The organism is Acrocarpospora corrugata, from assembly GCF_009687845.1.
GTDB lineage: Bacteria > Actinomycetota > Actinomycetes > Streptosporangiales > Streptosporangiaceae > Acrocarpospora > Acrocarpospora corrugata.
On record NZ_BLAD01000036.1, the window covers coordinates 132034 to 150259 of the forward strand.

General features: G+C 71.0%; 15 protein-coding genes. 7 read left to right on the top strand and 8 right to left on the bottom strand.

The window, feature by feature from the left end; translation table 11 throughout:
* Positions 1–11: 11 nt before the first annotated feature.
* On the bottom strand, positions 12–1049 hold the full coding sequence (gene hemE / locus Acor_RS02400) for a uroporphyrinogen decarboxylase (protein WP_155334832.1): 1038 nt from the start codon (positions 1047–1049) through the stop codon (positions 12–14).
* Between the two features lie 477 nt (positions 1050–1526).
* Between hemE and Acor_RS02405 the strand changes: the two genes are divergently transcribed.
* On the top strand, positions 1527–2117 hold the full coding sequence (locus Acor_RS02405; RefSeq protein WP_155334833.1) for a DUF3000 domain-containing protein: 591 nt from the start codon (positions 1527–1529) through the stop codon (positions 2115–2117).
* Between the two features lie 206 nt (positions 2118–2323).
* Entirely contained in the window at positions 2324–3550 is a 1227-nt protein-coding gene (locus Acor_RS02410) for an HRDC domain-containing protein (RefSeq protein ID WP_155334834.1), read from the top strand.
* Here the strand turns inward: Acor_RS02410 and Acor_RS02415 are convergent, their stop codons facing one another.
* Complete coding sequence (locus tag Acor_RS02415) at positions 3551–5098, bottom strand: alpha-amylase family glycosyl hydrolase (RefSeq protein WP_174876093.1); 1548 nt, start codon at positions 5096–5098, stop codon at positions 3551–3553.
* A gap of 130 nt (positions 5099–5228) precedes the next feature.
* Here Acor_RS02415 and Acor_RS02420 point away from each other — a divergent pair, with 130 nt between their 5' ends.
* From Acor_RS02420 to Acor_RS02430, 3 genes are read left to right on the top strand one after another with little or no spacing between them, the layout of a single operon-like run.
* On the top strand, positions 5229–6374 hold the full coding sequence (locus Acor_RS02420) for a Gfo/Idh/MocA family protein (protein ID WP_155334836.1): 1146 nt from the start codon (positions 5229–5231) through the stop codon (positions 6372–6374).
* Positions 6371–7531 (top strand): dihydrodipicolinate synthase family protein, encoded by a 1161-nt coding sequence (locus Acor_RS02425; RefSeq protein WP_155334837.1) that lies wholly within the window; start codon positions 6371–6373, stop codon positions 7529–7531. The genes Acor_RS02420 and Acor_RS02425 overlap by 4 nt, the downstream gene beginning before the upstream one ends.
* Entirely contained in the window at positions 7528–8352 is an 825-nt protein-coding gene (locus Acor_RS02430) for a sugar phosphate isomerase/epimerase family protein (protein WP_155334838.1), read from the top strand. Before Acor_RS02425 ends, Acor_RS02430 begins: the two co-directional genes overlap by 4 nt.
* On the opposite strand, the gene Acor_RS02435 is transcribed toward Acor_RS02430, so the two are convergent.
* Both Acor_RS02435 and Acor_RS02440 read right to left on the bottom strand, forming a co-directional pair.
* Entirely contained in the window at positions 8331–9107 is a 777-nt protein-coding gene (locus Acor_RS02435; protein WP_155335004.1) for a sugar phosphate isomerase/epimerase family protein, read from the bottom strand. The genes Acor_RS02430 and Acor_RS02435 overlap by 22 nt on opposite strands.
* Positions 9104–10096 (bottom strand): LacI family DNA-binding transcriptional regulator, encoded by a 993-nt coding sequence (locus tag Acor_RS02440; RefSeq protein WP_155334839.1) that lies wholly within the window; start codon positions 10094–10096, stop codon positions 9104–9106. Before Acor_RS02440 ends, Acor_RS02435 begins: the two co-directional genes overlap by 4 nt.
* An 82-nt stretch (positions 10097–10178) precedes the next feature.
* Between Acor_RS02440 and Acor_RS02445 the strand changes: the two genes are divergently transcribed.
* On the top strand, positions 10179–10778 hold the full coding sequence (locus tag Acor_RS02445) for a LysE family translocator (protein WP_170316759.1): 600 nt from the start codon (positions 10179–10181) through the stop codon (positions 10776–10778).
* Here the strand turns inward: Acor_RS02445 and Acor_RS02450 are convergent.
* Both Acor_RS02450 and dxs read right to left on the bottom strand, forming a co-directional pair.
* Positions 10756–12222 carry an amino acid permease gene (locus Acor_RS02450; protein ID WP_155334841.1) on the bottom strand — a complete coding sequence of 489 codons (1467 nt, stop codon included), beginning with the start codon at positions 12220–12222 and terminating at the stop codon, positions 10756–10758. The two genes, Acor_RS02445 and Acor_RS02450, sit on opposite strands and share 23 nt — an antisense overlap.
* A 94-nt stretch (positions 12223–12316) precedes the next feature.
* Positions 12317–14197 carry a 1-deoxy-D-xylulose-5-phosphate synthase gene (gene dxs, locus Acor_RS02455; protein ID WP_155334842.1) on the bottom strand — a complete coding sequence of 627 codons (1881 nt, stop codon included), beginning with the start codon at positions 14195–14197 and terminating at the stop codon, positions 12317–12319.
* Positions 14198–14320: 123 nt separating this feature from the next.
* Between dxs and Acor_RS02460 the strand changes: the two genes are divergently transcribed.
* Positions 14321–15082 carry a neutral zinc metallopeptidase gene (locus tag Acor_RS02460; protein WP_155334843.1) on the top strand — a complete coding sequence of 254 codons (762 nt, stop codon included), beginning with the start codon at positions 14321–14323 and terminating at the stop codon, positions 15080–15082.
* Here Acor_RS02460 and Acor_RS02465 read toward each other — a convergent pair.
* Together Acor_RS02465 and Acor_RS02470 are read right to left on the bottom strand one after the other, a co-directional pair.
* Complete coding sequence (locus Acor_RS02465) at positions 15068–17227, bottom strand: hypothetical protein (protein ID WP_155334844.1); 2160 nt, start codon at positions 17225–17227, stop codon at positions 15068–15070. The two genes, Acor_RS02460 and Acor_RS02465, sit on opposite strands and share 15 nt — an antisense overlap.
* On the bottom strand, positions 17224–18222 hold the full coding sequence (locus tag Acor_RS02470; protein ID WP_155334845.1) for a hypothetical protein: 999 nt from the start codon (positions 18220–18222) through the stop codon (positions 17224–17226). The genes Acor_RS02465 and Acor_RS02470 overlap by 4 nt, the downstream gene beginning before the upstream one ends.
* Between the last annotated feature and the right edge of the window lie 4 nt (positions 18223–18226).

Below are 18226 nucleotides of genomic sequence, written 5' to 3' on the forward strand. Positions count from 1 at the left end.
GCAGCCCTTTCTCAGCGCCGGCTGGTGCTGTGGATGTGCTCGGTCAGCCGGGCCAGCTGGTCCGGGTCGGTGGCGGGCAGCACGCCGTGGCCGAGATTGAAGATGTGGCCCTCGGCGACCCGCCCGGTCTCCAGGATGGTGGTGGCCCGCTCGGCGACGACCTCCCAGGGCGCGAGCAGGATCGCGGGGTCGAGGTTCCCCTGCAACGCCTTGCCCGCGCCGACCCGCAGGGCCGCCTCGTCCAGCGGCACCCGCCAGTCGACGCCCACGACGTCCGCCCCCGCCTCGCCCATGATGCCGAGCAGTTCCCCGGTCCCCACCCCGAAGTGGATCCTCGGCACGTCCAGATCGGCCAGCCCCGCGAAGATCCGGCTGGTGTACGGCAGCACGAAGGTGCGGTAGTCGTGGGGAGCCACCGCCCCCACCCAGGAGTCGAACAACTGGAGCGCGGACGCGCCCGCTTCGGCCTGGATGCGCAGGAAGCCCAGAGTGATGGTGGTGAGCCGGTCCATCAATTCGTGCCAGAGGCCGGGATCGCCGTACATCATGGCCTTGGTGCGGTCGTGGTTCTTGGACGGGCCGCCCTCGATGAGGTAGGAGGCCAGCGTGAACGGGCCGCCGGCGAAGCCGATCAGCGGCACCCGGTCCAGCTCCTTGACCAGCGCGCCGATGGCCTCGGTCACATAGGGCACGTCATCCGGCTCGATCGGCCGCAGCCGGGTGGCCGCAGCCGCGTCCCTGATCGGGTCGGCCACGACCGGGCCGACGCCGGGCTTGATGTCGAGATCCACGCCGATGGCCTTGAGCGGCACCACGATGTCACTGAAGAAGATCGCCGCGTCCACCCCGTAACGGCGGACCGGCTGCAAGGTGATCTCAACGACCAGGTCCGGGGTGGCGCACGCGGCCAGCATCTCCGTCCCGGCCCGCAGCGCCCGGTATTCGGGCAGCGACCGCCCCGCCTGGCGCATGTACCAGACCGGCGTGTACGGAACGGGCCGGCGGCGGCACGCCAGCAGAAACGCGGACTCGGCAAGCTGGGCATTCACCCGTCAAGGGTGCCATGCCCAGCACCCGGTCGGTGCGGCAACCCCAAGCCGATCATGGAATCGGGCAATCCCGGAGACGTCCCTCCCCAACAGACCGGTACGGCTCGGCAAAGTGTTCGCCAATCGCACCTCGTGCATCGATTCCATTACCACTTTCGAGACACGCCGAGCGCGATGCGGGGAAATGTCGGCGGGACATGTCAACGTCGGACCGAGTTCACGGGTTCCGACGAAAGGGCGATGACTTCGATGTGGAGTTCCCCCGAACACCGCACTGAGCGCTGTGCCGCCTGCGCCGCCGAGCGCGCGTTCGAACAGCCGCCCTGCCAAGACGGACACGAGATCTGCGGTGAGTGGTCCTGTGTGGACTGCGGCAGCGCCCTGTTGCTGGCCCAGGCGGCGGCTTGATCATCAAATATGGCCACCACGACCTCCCCTCTGCTTCGCGCGCTCCCGAATCCGGCCTACTCTTCGGTCATGACCTTCGGTGATTCACCGGCGCCGCCGGCCGCCTTCCGGCGCGCGCTGGAGACGTTGCGCCCCGCCGAGGTCCGCCCAGAGATCGAACTGGAGGACATTCCGGCTCCGCAGCGGCTGGCGCCGTACTCGGGCGCGGTCGGCGCGTCCGTCTACCGGGACGACGACGAACTGGCCATCGGCCGCCTGATCATGCTGTTCGACCCGGACGGCCAGCGCGGCTGGGAAGGCCCGTTCCGGCTGGTGGCCTATGTGCGGGCGGACATGGAGCCGGAGATCACTTCCGACCCGCTGCTCGGCCCGGTCGCCTGGAGCTGGCTGACCGAGGCGCTGGAGGCGCACGGGGCCGCGTTCGCGGCGGCCGGCGGCACGGTGACCCGGGCGGTGTCCGAGGGATTCGGTAACAAGGACAACGATCCCGTCACAACCGAGCTGGAACTACGTGCGTCCTGGTCCCCGCTGGACGAAGATCTGTCCGCCCACGTGGCCGCGTGGTGCGACTTGATGTGCCTGGCGGCGGGAATCCCCCCGCTGCCGCCCGATGTCGCGGCGCTGAAGCCGCGACGTGACATTCATCCGAAAGTGCATTGATCGGAAAGTGCTCTGACGGCTCTTTCTCCGCCCTACCGAGAGGAGGCTCGGTTGATCGTCTCGGCCGCCGCCTCCCCATGCGGTCGCGGCATGCCATAGCTTGAGACATCGACCTACCCGGAGCACACCGTGCCGGACCGTTCCAAACTACTCGAACCCGCGAATTGCCGCCATGAGGGACGAGGTAGCCACACCGAGGGTGTTCAGTGAGCGATGAGAAAGACGTCCAGCCGCTGCTGGAGCCCCGGGAGGGCATCCCGGCCGTAGTGGAGAGCGACGCGGCGCTGGCCGCGACCGTGCGGACGTTCGCGGCCGGGACCGGGCCGGTCGCGGTGGACGCCGAGCGGGCGTCCGGCTATCGCTACAGCGGCCGCGCGTACCTGGTGCAGCTGCGCCGGGTGGGCGCGGGCAGCGCGCTGATCGACCCGATCGAATGCCCGGATCTGACCGGCCTGGACGCCGCGCTCGACGGCGCCGAAGTGGTGCTGCACGCGGCCACCCAGGACCTGCCGTGCCTGGCCGAGCTGGGCTTCCGGCCGAAGCTGCTGTTCGACACCGAACTGGCCGGGCGGCTGCTCGGCTACGAGCGGGTCGGGCTGGGCACCATGGTGGAGGTCGTGCTCGGGCTCGGCCTGGTGAAGGGGCACAGCGCGGCGGACTGGTCGACCCGGCCGCTGCCGGAGGACTGGCTGCGCTACGCCGTCCTGGACGTCGAGGTGCTGATCGAGCTGCGCGACGTGCTCCACGCCGAACTGGTGGAGAGCGGGAAGCTGCCCTGGGCGATGGAGGAGTTCGCGGCGATCCTGGCCGCGCCGACCGCGCCGCTGCGCAGCGACCCGTGGCGGCGGACCAGCGGGATACACCGCGTCAGGACGCTGCGCGGCCTGGCCGTGGTCCGCGAGCTGTGGACGCTGCGGGACGAGCTGGCCAGGGACTCCGACCTGGCGCCGGGCCGGGTGCTGCCGGATTCGGCGATCGTGCAGGCCGCGCTGGACCTGCCGCGCACCACCAAGGCGCTCACCGAGATCGCGCCGTTCACCGGCCGGAGCGCGCGGCGGCATCTGCGCGAGTGGCTGAACGCGGTGACCCGGGGCCGGATCATGGCCGAGGACGAGCTGCCGCAGCCGATCGGCCCCGGCGACGGGCCGCCCCCGGCGAACCGGTGGGCGGACCGGGATCCGGCCGCCGCGAAACGGCTGCACGCGGCCCGGACGGTGGTGGCCGCGCTGGCCGACGAGCACCGCATGCCGACCGAGAACCTGCTCCAGCCGGACGCGGTCCGCCGGCTCACCTGGGAGCCGCCGGAGTCCGTGGACGAGGACGTGATCGCCGAACGGCTGCGCGAGCTGGGGGCCAGGGAGTGGCAGGTCGGCCTGGCCGCCCTGCCGCTCGCCAAGGCCCTGCAGCGGCTGGAGACGAAGGGCGAGGTCTGATCAGCTGAGCCGCAGCCACACCGCGGTGTCCTGGGGCAGGACGCCGCCGGCGATCGTGCCACTGGCCAGCAGCACCGACGCGTGCACGGGCAGCGGCACCGCTTCCCGGCCCAGGTTGACCAGGCAGGCGAAGCCGTCGCCCCGGGTGAAGGCCAGGTCGTAGCCGGCCAGCCAGGCGAACTCGCCGCCGGGGCGGGCGGCGATGGCCGCGCGGTAGAGCTCCAGCGTGGAGGCCGGGTCGGCGAGCTGGGCCTCGACGGTCAGCTCCGCCCAGCCGTCCGGCTGGGGCAGCCAGGCGGCCGGGCCTTCGCCGAATCCGTACGGCTGAGCCGTGCCGGACCAGGGCAGCGGGACGCGGCAGCCGTCCCGGCCGAGGCGGGCGCCGCCGGTGCGGTGGAATACCGGGTCGTCGCGGTCGGCGGCGGGGATGTCGAGGAACTCCGGCAGGCCGAGCTCCTCGCCCTGGTAGACGTAGGCGGAGCCGGGCAGGGCGAGCAGCAGGAGGGCGGCGGCGCGGGCCCTGCGGGTGCCGAGTGCGACGTCGACGTCCGCGTCCGAGCGGGCGGGGGCGGGCGCGCCGTACCGGCTGACCGGGCGCATCACGTCGTGGTTGCTGATCACCCAGGGGGCGACCACGTCGGAGCCCTCGGCCAGGGTGATCGAGGCGGTGATCGTCTGGCGGAGCGCGGCGGCGTCCCAGGCGGACTGGAACAGGAAGAAGTTGAACGCCTGCGGCATGCCACCGGGGACGAAGTAGGGCTCCAGGTGGATGATCTCGTCACCCCAGAACTCCCCCACCGCCGTGCGGCTGCCGGGGAACACGTCCGCCGGGTAGGAGTCCAGGATGGCCCGCCAGGTGGCGTAGTGGGCGACCAGCTCCGGCCGGTGGAACCAAGGGGACGGGCGGTCGGACGGAGTTGGGTCCGGCACGTCGGGCAGTTCGGGGTCCTTGAACAGGCCATGCGCCACGTCCACCCGCAGCCCGGCGACGCCCCGGTCCAGCCAGAACCGCAGGACCTTCTCGAACATGGCGGGCACGGCCGGGTTCGCCCAGTTCCAGTCGGGCTGGGAGGAGTCGAACAGGTGCAGGTACCACTGCCCGTCGGGGGTCTGGGTCCAGGCCGGGCCGCCGAAGATGGACTGCCAGTTGTTGGGGGCGTCGCGGAAGATGAACAGCTCGCGTTCCGGGCTGCCCGGTCCGGCGGCGAGCGCGGCCTGGAAGGCCGGGTGCGCGGTCGAGCAGTGGTTGGGCACGATGTCGACGATCACCCGGATGCCGTGCCCGGCCGCCGCCGCGAGGAAGGCGTCGAAGTCGGCCAGGGTGCCGAACCTGGGGTCCACGTCGCAGTAGTCGGCGACGTCGTACCCGCCGTCGGCGAGCGGCGAGGGGTAGAACGGCGAGAACCAGACGGCGTCCACCCCGAGCTCCGCCAGGTACGGCAGGCGGGCCAGCGCTCCGGCGAAGTCACCGGTGCCGTCGCCGTTCCCGTCAGCGAAGCTGCGGGGGTAGATCTGGTAGACGACGGCATCACGCCACCATTGCGTCACGGGTTCTCCCTGTTCGTACGTTCTTCGCAAAGTTAATCAGCAGATCGGCACCGGAAAGCGCTTGCCCACCGAGCGATGGCCTCATATCCTCAGGAAAGCGCTTTCCACCCTTTGAGCAGGAGATATCGCGATGAGCGATCACGTCCTCGGCGTCGTGATGAACGGCGTCACCGGCCGGATGGGCTACCGCCAGCACCTGGTCAGATCCGTGCTGGCCATCAACGAGCAGGGCGGCGTCACCCTGCCAGACGGCGGCCGGGTCCGGCTCCGGCCGGTGCTGGTCGGGCGGAACGCCGCCAAACTCGCCGAACTGGCCGACCGGCACGGCGTCGCCGACCACACCACCGACCTGGACGCCGCGCTGGCCGACCCGGCGAACACGATCTACTTCGACGCGCAGGTCACCCAGGCGCGGGTGGCGGCCACGCTGAAGGCGATCGCGGCCGGGAAACACGTGTACACCGAGAAGCCGACGGCCGAGTCGGTGACCGAGGCGATCCGGCTGGCCCAGGCCGCCGAGGACGCCGGGGTGCGCAACGGGGTCGTCCAGGACAAACTCTTCCTGCCGGGCCTGCTCAAGCTGAAGCGGCTGATCGACGGCGGCTTCTTCGGCCAGATCCTGTCCGTGCGCGGCGAGTTCGGCTACTGGGTGTTCGAGGGCGACTGGCAGGCCGCGCAGCGCCCGTCCTGGAACTACCGGTCCGAGGACGGCGGCGGCATCGTGCTGGACATGTTCCCGCACTGGGCGTATGTGCTGGAGAACCTGTTCGGCCCGGTCGTCTCGGTGTACGCCCAGGTGAGCACGCACATCCCGGAACGCTGGGACGAGAGCGGCCAGCGGTACAAGGCGACCGCCGACGACGCCGCCTACGGGGTGTTCGAGCTGGCCGGGGGCGTGATCGCGCAGATCAACTCGTCCTGGGCGGTCCGGGTGAACCGCGACGAACTGGTGGAGTTCCAGGTGGACGGCACACACGGCAGCGCGGTCGCCGGGCTGCGCGGCTGCCGGGTCCAGCACCGGAGCGCGACCCCGAAGCCGGTGTGGAATCCGGATGTGCCGGCCACCGCGCGGTTCCGGGACGGCTGGCAGGAGGTGCCGGACAACGCCGAGTTCGACAACGGATTCAAGGTGCAGTGGGAGCAGTTCATCCGGCATGTGGTGGCGGGGACGCCGTTCCCGTACACACTGCGCTCCGGGGCCAGGGGTGTGCAGATCGCCGAGCTGGGGCTGCGCTCGCACGCGGAGGGCCGGCGGCTGCCGGTGACCGGCCTGTGAGCGCGTCGATCGAGCTGCCCGGCGGGACCTACCGGCTGCGGGAGCCGGTGTCGTGGCCGCGACCGTCAGGTCCGCCGGCCGGGCGGGTGGGGTACGCCGCCGCGCACGTGGTCGCCGATCCGCTCGGCGACAACACCCCCGGCGCTCCGGCCGCCATCGACTGGGCGGCCACGCTCCGGTTCCGGCGGCACCTGTGGTCCTGCGGGCTGCGGGTGGCCGACGCGATGGACACCGCGCAGCGCAACAACGGCCTGGACTGGGCGGCGACCCGGGAGCTGATCCGGCTGAGCTCGGCCGAGGCCCGCGACTTCGGCGACCCCGCCGACCTGATCGCCTGCGGCGCGGGCACCGACCACGTGCCCGGCGCGGGTACGCCCCGGGCCATCGAGTCGGCGTACCAGGAGCAGGTCAGGACCGTCCAGGAGAGCGGCGCGACCGTGATCCTGATGGCCAGCCGCCAGCTGGCCGCGATCGCCCGCGCGGCGGACGACTACCACGCGGTCTACGGCAAGCTGCTGGCCGAGGTCGAGCGGCCGGCCATCCTGCACTGGCTGGGCGAGATGTTCGACCCGAACCTGGCGGGCTACTGGGGCTCCCGCGACGTCGAGACGGCCACCGCGTCCTTCCTGGAACTGATCCACGCGAACGCCTCGAAGATCGAGGGCGTGAAGGTGTCACTGCTGGACGAGTCGCACGAGGTACGGCTTCGCGCGGCCCTCCCCGAAGGGGTGCGGCTCTACACCGGCGACGATTTCAACTATCTGTCGCTGATCAAGTCGGGCTCGCACGCGCTGCTCGGCATCTTCGACGCGATCGCCCCCGCCGCCGCTGCCGCCTTCCAGGCCCTGGACGCGGCCGAGAGCGCGGCGGAACCCGCGGACTGGCTGGCCGAGTACGACCGCATCCTCGCGCCGACCGTCCCGCTCTCCCGCAAGATCTTCGAAGCTCCGACATTTCACTACAAGACCGGGATCGTCTTCCTGGCCTGGCTCAACGGGCACCAGGACGCCTTCACGATGGTGAACGGCGCCCAGTCGGCCCGGTCACTGCCGCACCTGGCCGAGGTGTTCCGCCTCGCCGACCAGGCCGGGCTGCTGGCCGATCCCGACCTCGCCGTGCGCCGGATGCGCGCGCTCCTGGCGGTGCACGGCCTGTGAACCAGCTCTCGCTGAACCAGTGGACGACCAGGCGATGGACGGTCGCCGAGGCCGTGGACGGTTGCGTGCGGCACGGCATCGAGGCCATCGGCCTGTGGCGGCAGAACGTCGCCGAGCAGGGGCTGAACGAGACGGTGAAGCTCGTCCGGGGAGCGGGACTGAGAGTGTCCTCGCTGTGCCGTGGCGGGTTCCTGACCGGGCCCGAGCCGCTGGCCGACAACCGGCGGGCCATCGACGAGGCCGCGGCGCTGGAGGCGTCGTGCCTGGTCATGGTGGTGGGCGGGCTGCCCGGGGTGGTGCCGGGCGAGCCGCTGGGGGTGTTCTCCCGGGACTTGGCGGGGGCGCGGGCGCTGGTCGCCGAAGGGCTGGCCGAGCTGGCGCCGTACGCGGCGGATCGGGGGGTGCGGCTGGCGCTGGAGCCCCTGCACCCGATGTACTGCGCCGACCGGGCGGTGCTGTCCACGCTCGGGCAGGCCCTCGACTTCGCGGAGCCGTACCCGCCCGAGGTGGTCGGGGTGGTCGTGGACACCTTCCATCTCTGGTGGGATCCGGGGGTGTTCGACCAGATCGCGCGGGCCGGTGCGCGGATCGCCAGTTATCAGGTGTGCGACTTCCTGTGCCCGCTGCCGGCGGACGTGCTGCTCGGGCGGGGCATGATGGGCGACGGCGTGATCGACTTCGCCCCGCTCAACCGGGCGGTGGCCGAGGCCGGGTACCGGGGCGAAATCGAGGTGGAGATCTTCAACGCCGACGTCTGGGCCGCCGACCCCGACACGGTCCTGACCACGATGAAATCCCGCTACGCGGACTTGATCGCGTAGCGGGACACCCACTCCCGCGCCCCCGGCAGCACTTGGTCGACCGGTTCGACGTCCGGATACCAGGTGCGCTCCCATTCCAGGGAGACCCAGCCGCCGAACCCCCGCAGCAGCTCACCGCAGGTGTCCAGCGGCACGGAACCGGCCCACAGGGGACGCGGCGTGGTGTCCGTGGAAGACACGGCGTCCTTGATCTGTACGTACGACAGGTGGCCGTTCAGCGCCGCGCAGGTGTCGGCGGGGGTTTCGCCGTGCCGCCAGGGATGCACCACGTCCCAGATGGCGCCGGTGACATCGCCGAGGTCCACGACGTCCAGCAGCCGCCCGACCGCCGCCCCGGTCGGCAGCGCGTCGTGCGTCTCCACGAGCACCCGGACGCCGCGCTCCCGGCAGAGCCCGGCGACGGCCAGGATCCGCCGCCCGGCGGCCTCGGCGTCGGTTCCGCCGGGAAACACCCGGACCCCGGACGCACCCAGGTCGGCGGCGAGTTCCAGATCGGCGCGCAGCCCGGCGATCACCACTTCGTCCGGCCCTGCCTCCGCGATCCTGATATATCCGGCGACAGCCGCGACCTCCAGCCCCCGCCCGCGAATCGCCTCCCGGACCGCGACCCGTTCGCCCGCGTCCAGCCCGGCGAACACCCCCGTATCCGGATGCAGCCGAAGCTCCAGCCCTTCACACCCGAACCGCGCCGCCGTCTCGATCGCCGCCGCCAGGTCCTCCCCCGGCAGGCCCAGCGTGCTGACCGCCAGCCTCATCGCGCGCACACGCTTTCCCGCAGCACGACCTCTCCCTCCACCGCCACGACCCTGGGCTCCGACGCCGTGGTCAGCGCCAGTTCGACCGCGCGGGACCCCATCTCGGCGAGCGGCAGCCGTACCGTCGACAGCGCCGGCACGAGATCGCGCAACGTCGGGATGTCGTCGAAGCCCGCCACCGACACGTCGTCCGGCACGCGGACGCCGCGTTCCCTGAAGGCCGCGAGCGCGCCCACCGCCATCACGTCGTTGACCGCGAACACGCAGGTCACCTCGGGCAGGACCGAGGCCGCCGCGGCGTGGCCGCCGTCCCGGTCGAAGGGGCCGTGCACGATCTGCGGGTCCGGCAGGCCGAGTTCGGCGAGCGCGGCGCAGAACCCGGTGCGGCGGTCGGCGGCGGTGAGCAGCTGCGCCGGCCCGGCCAGCACCGCGAACCTGAGGTGCCCGAGCGCGGCCAGCTCCCTGGCCAGCCGCCCCGCGCCCGTGTGGTTGCCCGGCGCGATCGTGTCCACCCCGAGCAGATCCTGCCCGACACTGGCCACCCGCCCGCCCTGCGCCCGGTACCGGTCGAGTTCGGCCCGCAGCCGCCCGGTCAGCACCGGATCCGCCACCCGCGACCCCGCGATCAGCACCGCCTTGGCCCGCTGCGCGTTCAGCGTCGCCACATAGGCGATCTCCCGCTCCGGATCCCGGTGGGTGGCGCCGACCATGACCACGTGCCCGTCGGCGTCGGCCGCCCGCATCGCCCCGTCCGCGATCGCCGCGAAATACGGATCGACCAGGTCGTGCACCACCAGCCCGATCACGTTGCCGGCTCCTCTGGCCAGTGTCTGCGCGGCCACGTTGGTGCGGTATCCGAGCTCGGCCGCCGCCTTCTCCACCCGCGCCCGCATGGCCGCCCCGACCTGGCGGGTGCTCCCGTTGAGTACCCGCGAGGCCGTCGCCAGCGACACCCCGGCCTGCCTCGCGACGTCTTCCAGCGTGACCACAGGACCTCCACGGAAAGCGATTTCCCAGTATGCCAGGCCCGGCCTGCCCGCTACCCTCCCGAATGGACAAAACGGAGGTTACGTGCGCGAACTGCTGCTTGGGCTCGGGCTGGGTCTGGGCGCCGGGCTCTCACCGGGGGCCCTGCTCGGCCTGGTGATCACGGCCAGCCTGCGGGGCGGCTTCCCGGCGGGGCTGCGGATCGCGTGTGTGCCGCTCCTGTCCGACCTGCCGGTCGTGCTGATCACCATCACGGCCGTGGGCGCGCTGCCGGAGGCGTTCCTGCGCGGGCTCTCGCTGGCCGGCGGGGCCTATGTGGTGTATCTCGGCCTGCACGGGCTCCGCGACGCCAGGACCGCCGAGCCCCCCGAGCCCGGCGGCGAGGCGTCCGCGCAGGTGTTCAAGGGGGTCGTGGTCAACATGCTCAACCCGCACCCCTGGCTGTTCTGGGCCGCCGTCGGCGCGCCGATCTTCGTCGCGGCCTGGGACGCCGGGCCCGGCCGCGCGCTCGCCTTCGTGTTCGGCTTCTACCTGGTCCTGGTCGGCTCCAAGGCGGTGCTGGCCGGACTGATCGGCGCAGGCAGGCACCGGGTGGGCGTGCGCGGCTACCGCCTGCTGCTGGCCGCCAGCAGCCTGCTGCTCGCCGGAGCCGGGCTGGTGCTCATCGCCTCCGGGCTGGCCTGAACCCGACCCGGCTGTGCCGGGTGCTGTAGAGGTAGTAGACGACGACGCCGAGCAGCATCCAGACGATGAAGCGCAGCCAGGTCTCCACGGCCAGGTGCAGCATCAGGTAGACGCAGGCCAGCACCGACGCCGCCGGCAGCCACGGCACCAGCGGCGCCCGGAACGAGCGCGGCAGATCCGGCCGGGTCCGCCGCAGGACCACCACACCCACCGACACCACCACGAACGCGAACAGCGTCCCGATGTTCACCATCTCCGCCAGCGTGCTCAACGGGATGAACCCCGCCAGAATCGCCGTGACTCCCCCGATGATCATTGAGATCTTGTACGGCGTCCGGAACCGGTGATGCACCACCGCCAGCCCGCGCGGCAGCAGCCCGTCCCGGCTCATCGCGAAGAACACCCGGCTCTGCCCGAGCATCAGAATCAGGATCACCGTGGTCAGCCCCGAGATCCCGCCCACGCTGATCACCCCCGCCAGCCACGGCTGCCCGACCTCCTTGAACGCGTCCGCCAGCGGCGCGCTCTCGGTCAGCCGCGCGTACGGCCGCATGCCCACCACCACCAGCGACACCGCCACATACAGGATCGTGCAGACGGCGAGCGAGGCCACGATGCCGATCGGCAGATCCCGGTGCGGGCGGCGGGTCTCCTCCGCGGCTGTGGCGACCACGTCGAAGCCGATGTAGGCGAAGAAGACCACGGCCGCCGCGGTGAAGATCCCGGCCACCCCGAACACGGTGGGCGTCACCCCGAACAGCACCTGGACCAGCGGCGCGGCCAGCCCGGACGCGCCCTCGGTGGCCCTGGCCGGCGGGACGAACGGCGTGTAGTTGGCGCCGCTGACGAAGAACAGCCCGGCGAAGACGACCAGCAGGATCACAGCCACCTTGACGGTCACCATGACCAGGTTGAACCGGGCCGACATCTTGACGCCGGCGATCAGCAGCCAGGTCAGCAGCAGCACGACGAGCACGGCCAGATAGTTGAACGACCAGCCGCCGACCGACAGCACCGGCACGGTGACGCCGAGACTCTCCAGCACCGACACGACGTAGCCGGACCAGCCCACCGCCACCACGGCCGCGCCCAGCGCCATCTCCAGCATCAGGTCCCACCCGATGATCCAGGCCGGGAACTCGCCGATCGTCGCGTAGGCGAACGTGTACGCCGAACCCGCCACCGGCAGCGTCGAGGCGAACTCGGCGTAGCAGAGCGCGGCCAGCCCGCACACCACGGCCGCCACCACGAACGACAGCGCGACCGAGGGCCCCGCGTAGTTCTTGGCCGCGATCCCGGTCAGCGTGAAGATGCCGGTCCCGACGATGACGCCGATGCCGAACACGGTCAGATCCAGCGCGCTGAGCGTCCGCTGGAGACGATGCTCACCCTCATCCGCATCCGCGATGGACTGTTCGACCGATTTGGTGCGGAAGATGGCCATCCAGCGCCTCCCTGATCATGCCCGTCCCTGGACACTTCCCGGCCAAGCGCTTAAGAATCGGCGCGTTAGGCAAAGGAAGTGCCCCGGGCGGGGATCAGGTGAGTGCGGGACTGCGCTTCGCGATCCCCTCGGTGATCTGCCTGGCCAGGTCCTGCCCGGTCAGCCCGAACTCGGTCAGCAGCTTCTGCCGCTTGGCCTGGTCCAGGAAACGCTGCGGAATCCCGTAGGTCCGGACCGGCACGTCCACGTCCGCGTCGCGCAGCGCGCGGGCCACCGCGTCGCCGCTCGCGCCGACCCGGCCGTTGTCCTCGACCACCACCACCAGCTTGTACGCCGCCGCCGCCCCGACCAGCTCAGGATCCAGCGGCTTCACCCAGCGCGGGTCCACCACGGTGGCGCCGATGCCCTGCGCGGCCAGCAGCGACGCCGCCTCCAGGCAGACCTCCGCCATCGGGCCCACCGAGACCATCAGCACGTCCTTCTCGGCGGGGGCGGCGCGCAGCACGTCCATCCCGCCGAGCGCGGCCACCGGCTCGAACTCGCGGACCACCGCGCCCTTCGGGTAGCGGATGACCGACGGGCCGTCGCCGATGTCCAGGCACTCGCGGAGCAGTTCGCGCAGCCGGGAGGCGTCCCGCGGCACCGCCACCGCCAGCCCCGGCACGACCTGCAGGATGGACAGGTCCCACATGCCGTTGTGGCTGGGGCCGTCGTCGCCGGTCACGCCGGCCCGGTCCAGCACCACGGTGACCGGCAGCCGGTGCAGCGCCACGTCCATCAGCAGCTGGTCGAAGGCCCGGTTCAGGAAGGTGGAGTAGACCGCGACCACCGGGTGCAGGCCGCCCAGCGCCAGCCCGGCCGCCGAGGTGAGCGCGTGCTGCTCGGCGATGCCGACGTCGAAGATCCGGTCGGGGTAGGCGTCGGCGAACTCGGCCAGGCCGGTCGGGTGCAGCATGGCCGCGGTGATCGCCACCACGTCCGCCCGCTCGGCGCCGATCCGCACCATCTCCTCGGTGAACACGTTGGTCCACCCGTACGCCTTCGGGGTCTCCTCGCCGGTGACCACGTCGAAGGGCTGCGGCGCGTGGAAGCAGTCCTCCTCGTGGTTCTCCGCCGGGGTGTAGCCGTGGCCCTTGGTGGTGAGCACGTGCACGATGACCGGCCCGCCGAAGCTCTTGGCCTTGCGCAGGGCGGTCTCCACGGCCTGCTCGTTGTGGCCGTCGATCGGGCCGACATACTTCAGGCCGAGGTCCTCGAACATCGCCTGCGGGGCGATGATGTCCTTGATGCCCTTCTTGATGCCGTGCAGCGTGTCGTACAGCACCGGGACGTTGCCGAAGCGGTCCTTCACGAACTCCAGGACCTGCTCGTAGTTCTGGGTGACCCGGAGCTTGGCCAGGTGGGTGGCGAGGCCGCCGATCGTCGGCGAGTAGGAGCGGCCGTTGTCGTTGACCACGATGACCAGCGGCAGGTCCTTGTTGGCGGCGATGTTGTTGAGCGCCTCCCAGGCCATGCCGCCGGTGAGCGCGCCGTCGCCGATCACCGCCACCACGGTGCGGTCGGCCTGGCCGCGCAGCTTGATCGCCTTGGCCAGGCCGTCGCCGTAGGACAGGGCCGTGGAGGCGTGCGAGTTCTCCACCAGGTCGTGCTCGGACTCGGCCTGGCTGGGGTAGCCGGACAGGCCGCCCTCCTGGCGGAGCGTGCCGAACCGCCCGGCCCGGCCGGTCAGCATCTTGTGCACGTAGGACTGGTGGCCGGTGTCGAAGACGATCGGGTCCTGCGGGGAGTCGAAGACGCGGTGCAGGGCGATGGTCAGCTCGACCACCCCCAGGTTGGGACCGAGATGCCCACCGGCTCCCGAGCCCGCCACGGACGAGACCAGCAGGTCGCGGATCTCCGCCGCGAGCTCTGGCAGATCCCGTGGGTCCAGTCGCTTGAGGTCGTGCGGTCCGCTCACGGACTCCAGTAGCCCCACTGCTCACCCTCCGCTTCGGCGTCGATCAGGGACGAGTCTAGTTCGCCGTTCTCCTTACGCCTCCCCTACCTTGCCGGGAATCGCTTTGCCCGCCCTTGACTTGTCCCGTACGCTCCAGGTTTCGTGCGTATTCTGACTTTGCTGATCAGTGGCCTGCTCGGTGCCACTCTCCTCGCCGGACCGGCTCAGGCCGCGCCGGTTCCCACCGGCAAGGCCGCGCTCACCCAGAACCCGCTGTACAAGACGGGCGAGTTCGACTGGACCGAGTGCGTCGAACTGGACCGGCGGCCGGACGACCTCAACTCCTACCAGCTGTACCTGGATCACCTGCTCGACTGCCTGGACCGCTCCTGGTCGGAGGAGTTCGCGCAGGCCGGGCTGAAGTTCAGCAAGCCGAAAGTCCGCTACATCACCAAGAGTGTGGCCACCGGCTGCGGCAAGTACCCCATCAACTACGCGGCCGGTCTGTACTGCCCGGTCAACAAGACGATGTGGGTGGCCATCAGCAAGTGGCAGCTCGCCGACCCCGACGAGTTCACCCTGTTCAACGTGATCGCGCACGAGTACGGGCACTACGCCCAGGATCGGGCCGGCATCCTGCCGGCCGCCATGCGCCTGCAGAAGAAGGCCCCCAAGGCCAGGCAGTACGCGATCCAGCGCCAGGTCGAACTCCAGGCCGAGTGCTTCGCGTCCGCGTTCATCGGCAGCGTCTGGCACTCGCTCGGCCGTGAGGAGTTCGACTTCCAGGACCTGATGGACCTGACCTACGGCGACGTGCTGCACGGCAAGACCAAGAACATCCGCTACTGGATGAAGCGGGGCTGGGACGGCAACGGCCCGAAGGTGTGCAACACCTTCACCGCGCCGGCGTCACGGGTCTCCTGAGTCTGAGTCCTTCTTCTTCGAATCCTTCTTGTCGCTGGGCTTCCCCGACGGTGTGACGCCGTCGGGGGAGTCCTGGGCGCTGAAGGTCGCCGCCGGCGTGTACTGCGGCTGCGAGGTCTGGGTCTCCACCGGCGGCGTCACGGCGGGATCGCCTCGGTCGCCGAACAGGATCACCAGCGCGACCGTCACGGCGAACAGGATCAGCACGATCAGGACGAACACCGTCCAGCCCGACAGGGTGTGCGGCAGCCACCCGCGAAGCCTCCCGCCCAGGCGCCGGGCTCGGCCCTCGCCGGGTTCCCTGTCCTCCTGTAAACTCATGATCGGGTTGAGCGGCGGCCCGCCGGACGTCTTGCCGAAGGAGTGAACCGGGGAGGTCGTCCGGCGAATCGGCGGGCTCTCCGGACTCACCACGACAGGCTCGGGCGCACGCATCGCCGCCTCCAGCCGGGCCACCTCCGCCTTGGCCAGCCCTTCCGCGCGGAGATAGTCGCTCACGGCGGCGCGGACCGCCTCGCCCGAGTCCTGACCGGCCAGATCCAGGGCGGCGGCCAGCAGCGGGCCCTGGCCGGGCTTGAGCGGGAACCGCACGATCCCGGTGAAGTCCCGGACGCCGAGGGCGGGGCCGTACGCCGCGGACAGGAGCTTTCTGAGCTTGTCCTGCTGGAGTTCTGGCCGGTGCGGGAGGGCGACGGCGAGGGGAGCGGCCAGGTGACCGACATCCCGCAGCGCGGGAGCCAGATCCGTGTCCGAACGGCTCTCACCGCGCCGGACCAGCTCCTCGTGCACGGCCAGGACCACCTGTGCGTCGATCGGCTGCCGCCCGGCCGCCCTGACCACCTCGGGTGTCGGCGGCTTGTCCAGGGCGCGGAAAAGATCGGCGCCACCGAGCCTGCTGGCCAGGTAGAGGGAGACGGCGAGCTCGTGGGCCGGCATGGCGTAGAGGGTGTGCAGCAACCGGCGGGACGGGACCTCGATCTGGCCGATCACGTGCTGCAGCCCGGCCATGGTGAGGGCCGGGCCGTAGGCGACGTCGAGGACCACCTTGCGCGGCTCTTTCAGCCGGACGTCCGTCTGGCACAGCTGGACGAGCAGCCCGCTCTCCTTGACGATCTCCTGGAAGGCGGCCCGCTCCCCCGCGGCGAAGTCGTTGTCCGCGGCCTCCCGCAGGAACGCGACGGGATTCTCCAGGTGAGCGAGCTCGCCGCCGGTCAGGTGCTCCGCGCACTCGCGCAGCGCCTGCTCCACCGAGGACCGGTGGATCGGCCGCCGGCGGGTTCCCGGCCGCACCTCGAACTCCGCCAGGCGGGTCAGCGCCCCATCGCGGCCCTGCGCGTTGAAGGCGCGCTGCTCGGGGTCGGCGGCCAGCCAGTCGATCAGCTCGGTCAGGTGGGGGGCGCTCCCGGCGAGATGCTCGTAGTAGCTGTGCGCCGCATGGAAGCGCCCGGGAATCGCCGCCTTCTCCCCCCAGACCACCGACCTGGCCCCGGCGGGCGCGGCGTCGGCGAAGGAGAGCCGGATGGTGTGGTTGACGGCGACGCTGGTCCAGGTGGAGGCCCGCAGCTTGACCCGCAGGCCGTACGGCAGCAGGGCCGCCACCACGTCCAGGAAGCGCAGCCGCTGCTCGGCCGAGAGCGGGTCGCCGACGATGCAGACGTGCTGGTCGGACAGGAGCAGCGCGGCCACGCTCATCGCGGTGCGATCGACCCGCAGCGCCAGCTCGGCGGGGTTCAGGATCGGGACGGCGACGTCCAGCAGCTCGCCGTCGCCGGGGTAGGCGGGATCGGTCAGGCACTGGTCGAGCGCCCGGTAGAGCCCTTCGTAGGACACCCGGTGCTCGGCCAGCTGCCGGTAGGGCACGCTGAAGTAGCGGGTCGCCGCGATCCCCCTGCCGCTCCGGTCGGCCTGGTCCGACCAGCGCCGGATGATCAGCATGAGCCGGGCGTTGTCGCCGGCCCCGACCCAGCCGAGGGTGATCTGCGGCAGCTGGCGGGGGGTGCCGGTCACGTACTCGGCTCTGACCTCGGCGAAGCTGGCGCGGTTGAGGGGGCCGCGGCTGCACGCGATCAGGCCGTACTCGTCGTTGCTGCCGGGCTGCTTTCCCTCCACCGCCCATTCGACCCGCAGGCGCACGTCGCGGCTCATCGGCCGTTCCCGGGTTTCAGCTGATCAGCGTAGATCTGCTCGGCCAGCCAGGTGACCGGTTCGCGGACGTTGATGGGCCTGGCCTGGCCGCGGATCTCGAATTCGGTGGAAGGCTCCCGGCCGTTCGTGCCGTCCTGCGGTTTCCGAACCATATTCTGGTAATCGCGGGGATTGAAACCGCGCGTGCCCGGCTTGAGATAGAAGCCGATCGACGAGGTCACGAAGAACTTGATGCGGTCGGGCCGGAAATACTGCTCCAGCGCGCCCATGACGAATTCCGCGCTGCCGCTGGCCGAAATGTCGCAGAGATTGTGGAACAGCGTCTGCGCGTTCTCGTCGTCCACCGCCGGGAAACCGTGCGGATCGTCCGGATCCGTGGTGACGAGATTCAGCTTCTCGGCGGTCTCCAGCACCCGCCGGTCGTCGAATTTGGTGATGCAGACGGCCAGATAGTGCGGGAGCCGCCCGTCGGACGGGGCGTCCTCGGCGAGCATCCTGCTGGCCAGCTGGATCAGCGCGCCGTGCAGGTACTCGAAGGCGTTCCCGTCCTCGAATTCGCGGATCGGGTCGAAGAGGTAGACGATGCCCCGGCTCCGCTGCAGGTTCTCCAGCAGCTTCGCGTGATCGGCGGGCCGTTCCTTGTCGGTGTACACCCCGCCCGGCGGATCGATCAGGTTGAGGCCGACCCGGGGCGCCGGCATCGTCCTGGCCTTGCCGTTGAACCGCCCGGCGAACCGTTTCTGCAGCTGGACCGGGTCGCCGAGGAGCAGCCACCTGAACCGTTCTATGTCGATGGTGGCCGGCGGGAACTCCCGCCGGGCCAGCGCCGCGGACTTGTCCCGCAGGATCTCGATCGACGCAGGATCGGTGCCGACCAGCCGCCAGGGCCCGCGCCGCTGCAGCAGGGCGAAACTGAGGGCGGCCAGCAACGTGGTCTTGCCGCTTCCTGGGGCTCCCCACATGGCGATGTGGTCGGAGTCCTCCTGCTCGGACATCTGT

Bases quoted from the DNA above. Each gene is read 5' to 3' on its own strand.
- Acor_RS02420 (WP_155334836.1), top strand. From the start codon at position 5,229: ATGAGCGATCACGTCCTCGGCGTCGTGATGAACGGCGTCACCGGCCGG.
- Acor_RS02450 (WP_155334841.1), bottom strand. From the start codon at position 12,222: ATGGCCATCTTCCGCACCAAATCGGTCGAACAGTCCATCGCGGATGCG.
- Acor_RS02465 (WP_155334844.1), bottom strand. From the start codon at position 17,227: ATGAGCCGCGACGTGCGCCTGCGGGTCGAATGGGCGGTGGAGGGAAAG.
- Acor_RS02405 (WP_155334833.1), top strand. From the start codon at position 1,527: ATGACCTTCGGTGATTCACCGGCGCCGCCGGCCGCCTTCCGGCGCGCG.
- Acor_RS02435 (WP_155335004.1), bottom strand. From the start codon at position 9,107: ATGAGGCTGGCGGTCAGCACGCTGGGCCTGCCGGGGGAGGACCTGGCG.
- Acor_RS02470 (WP_155334845.1), bottom strand. From the start codon at position 18,222: ATGTCCGAGCAGGAGGACTCCGACCACATCGCCATGTGGGGAGCCCCA.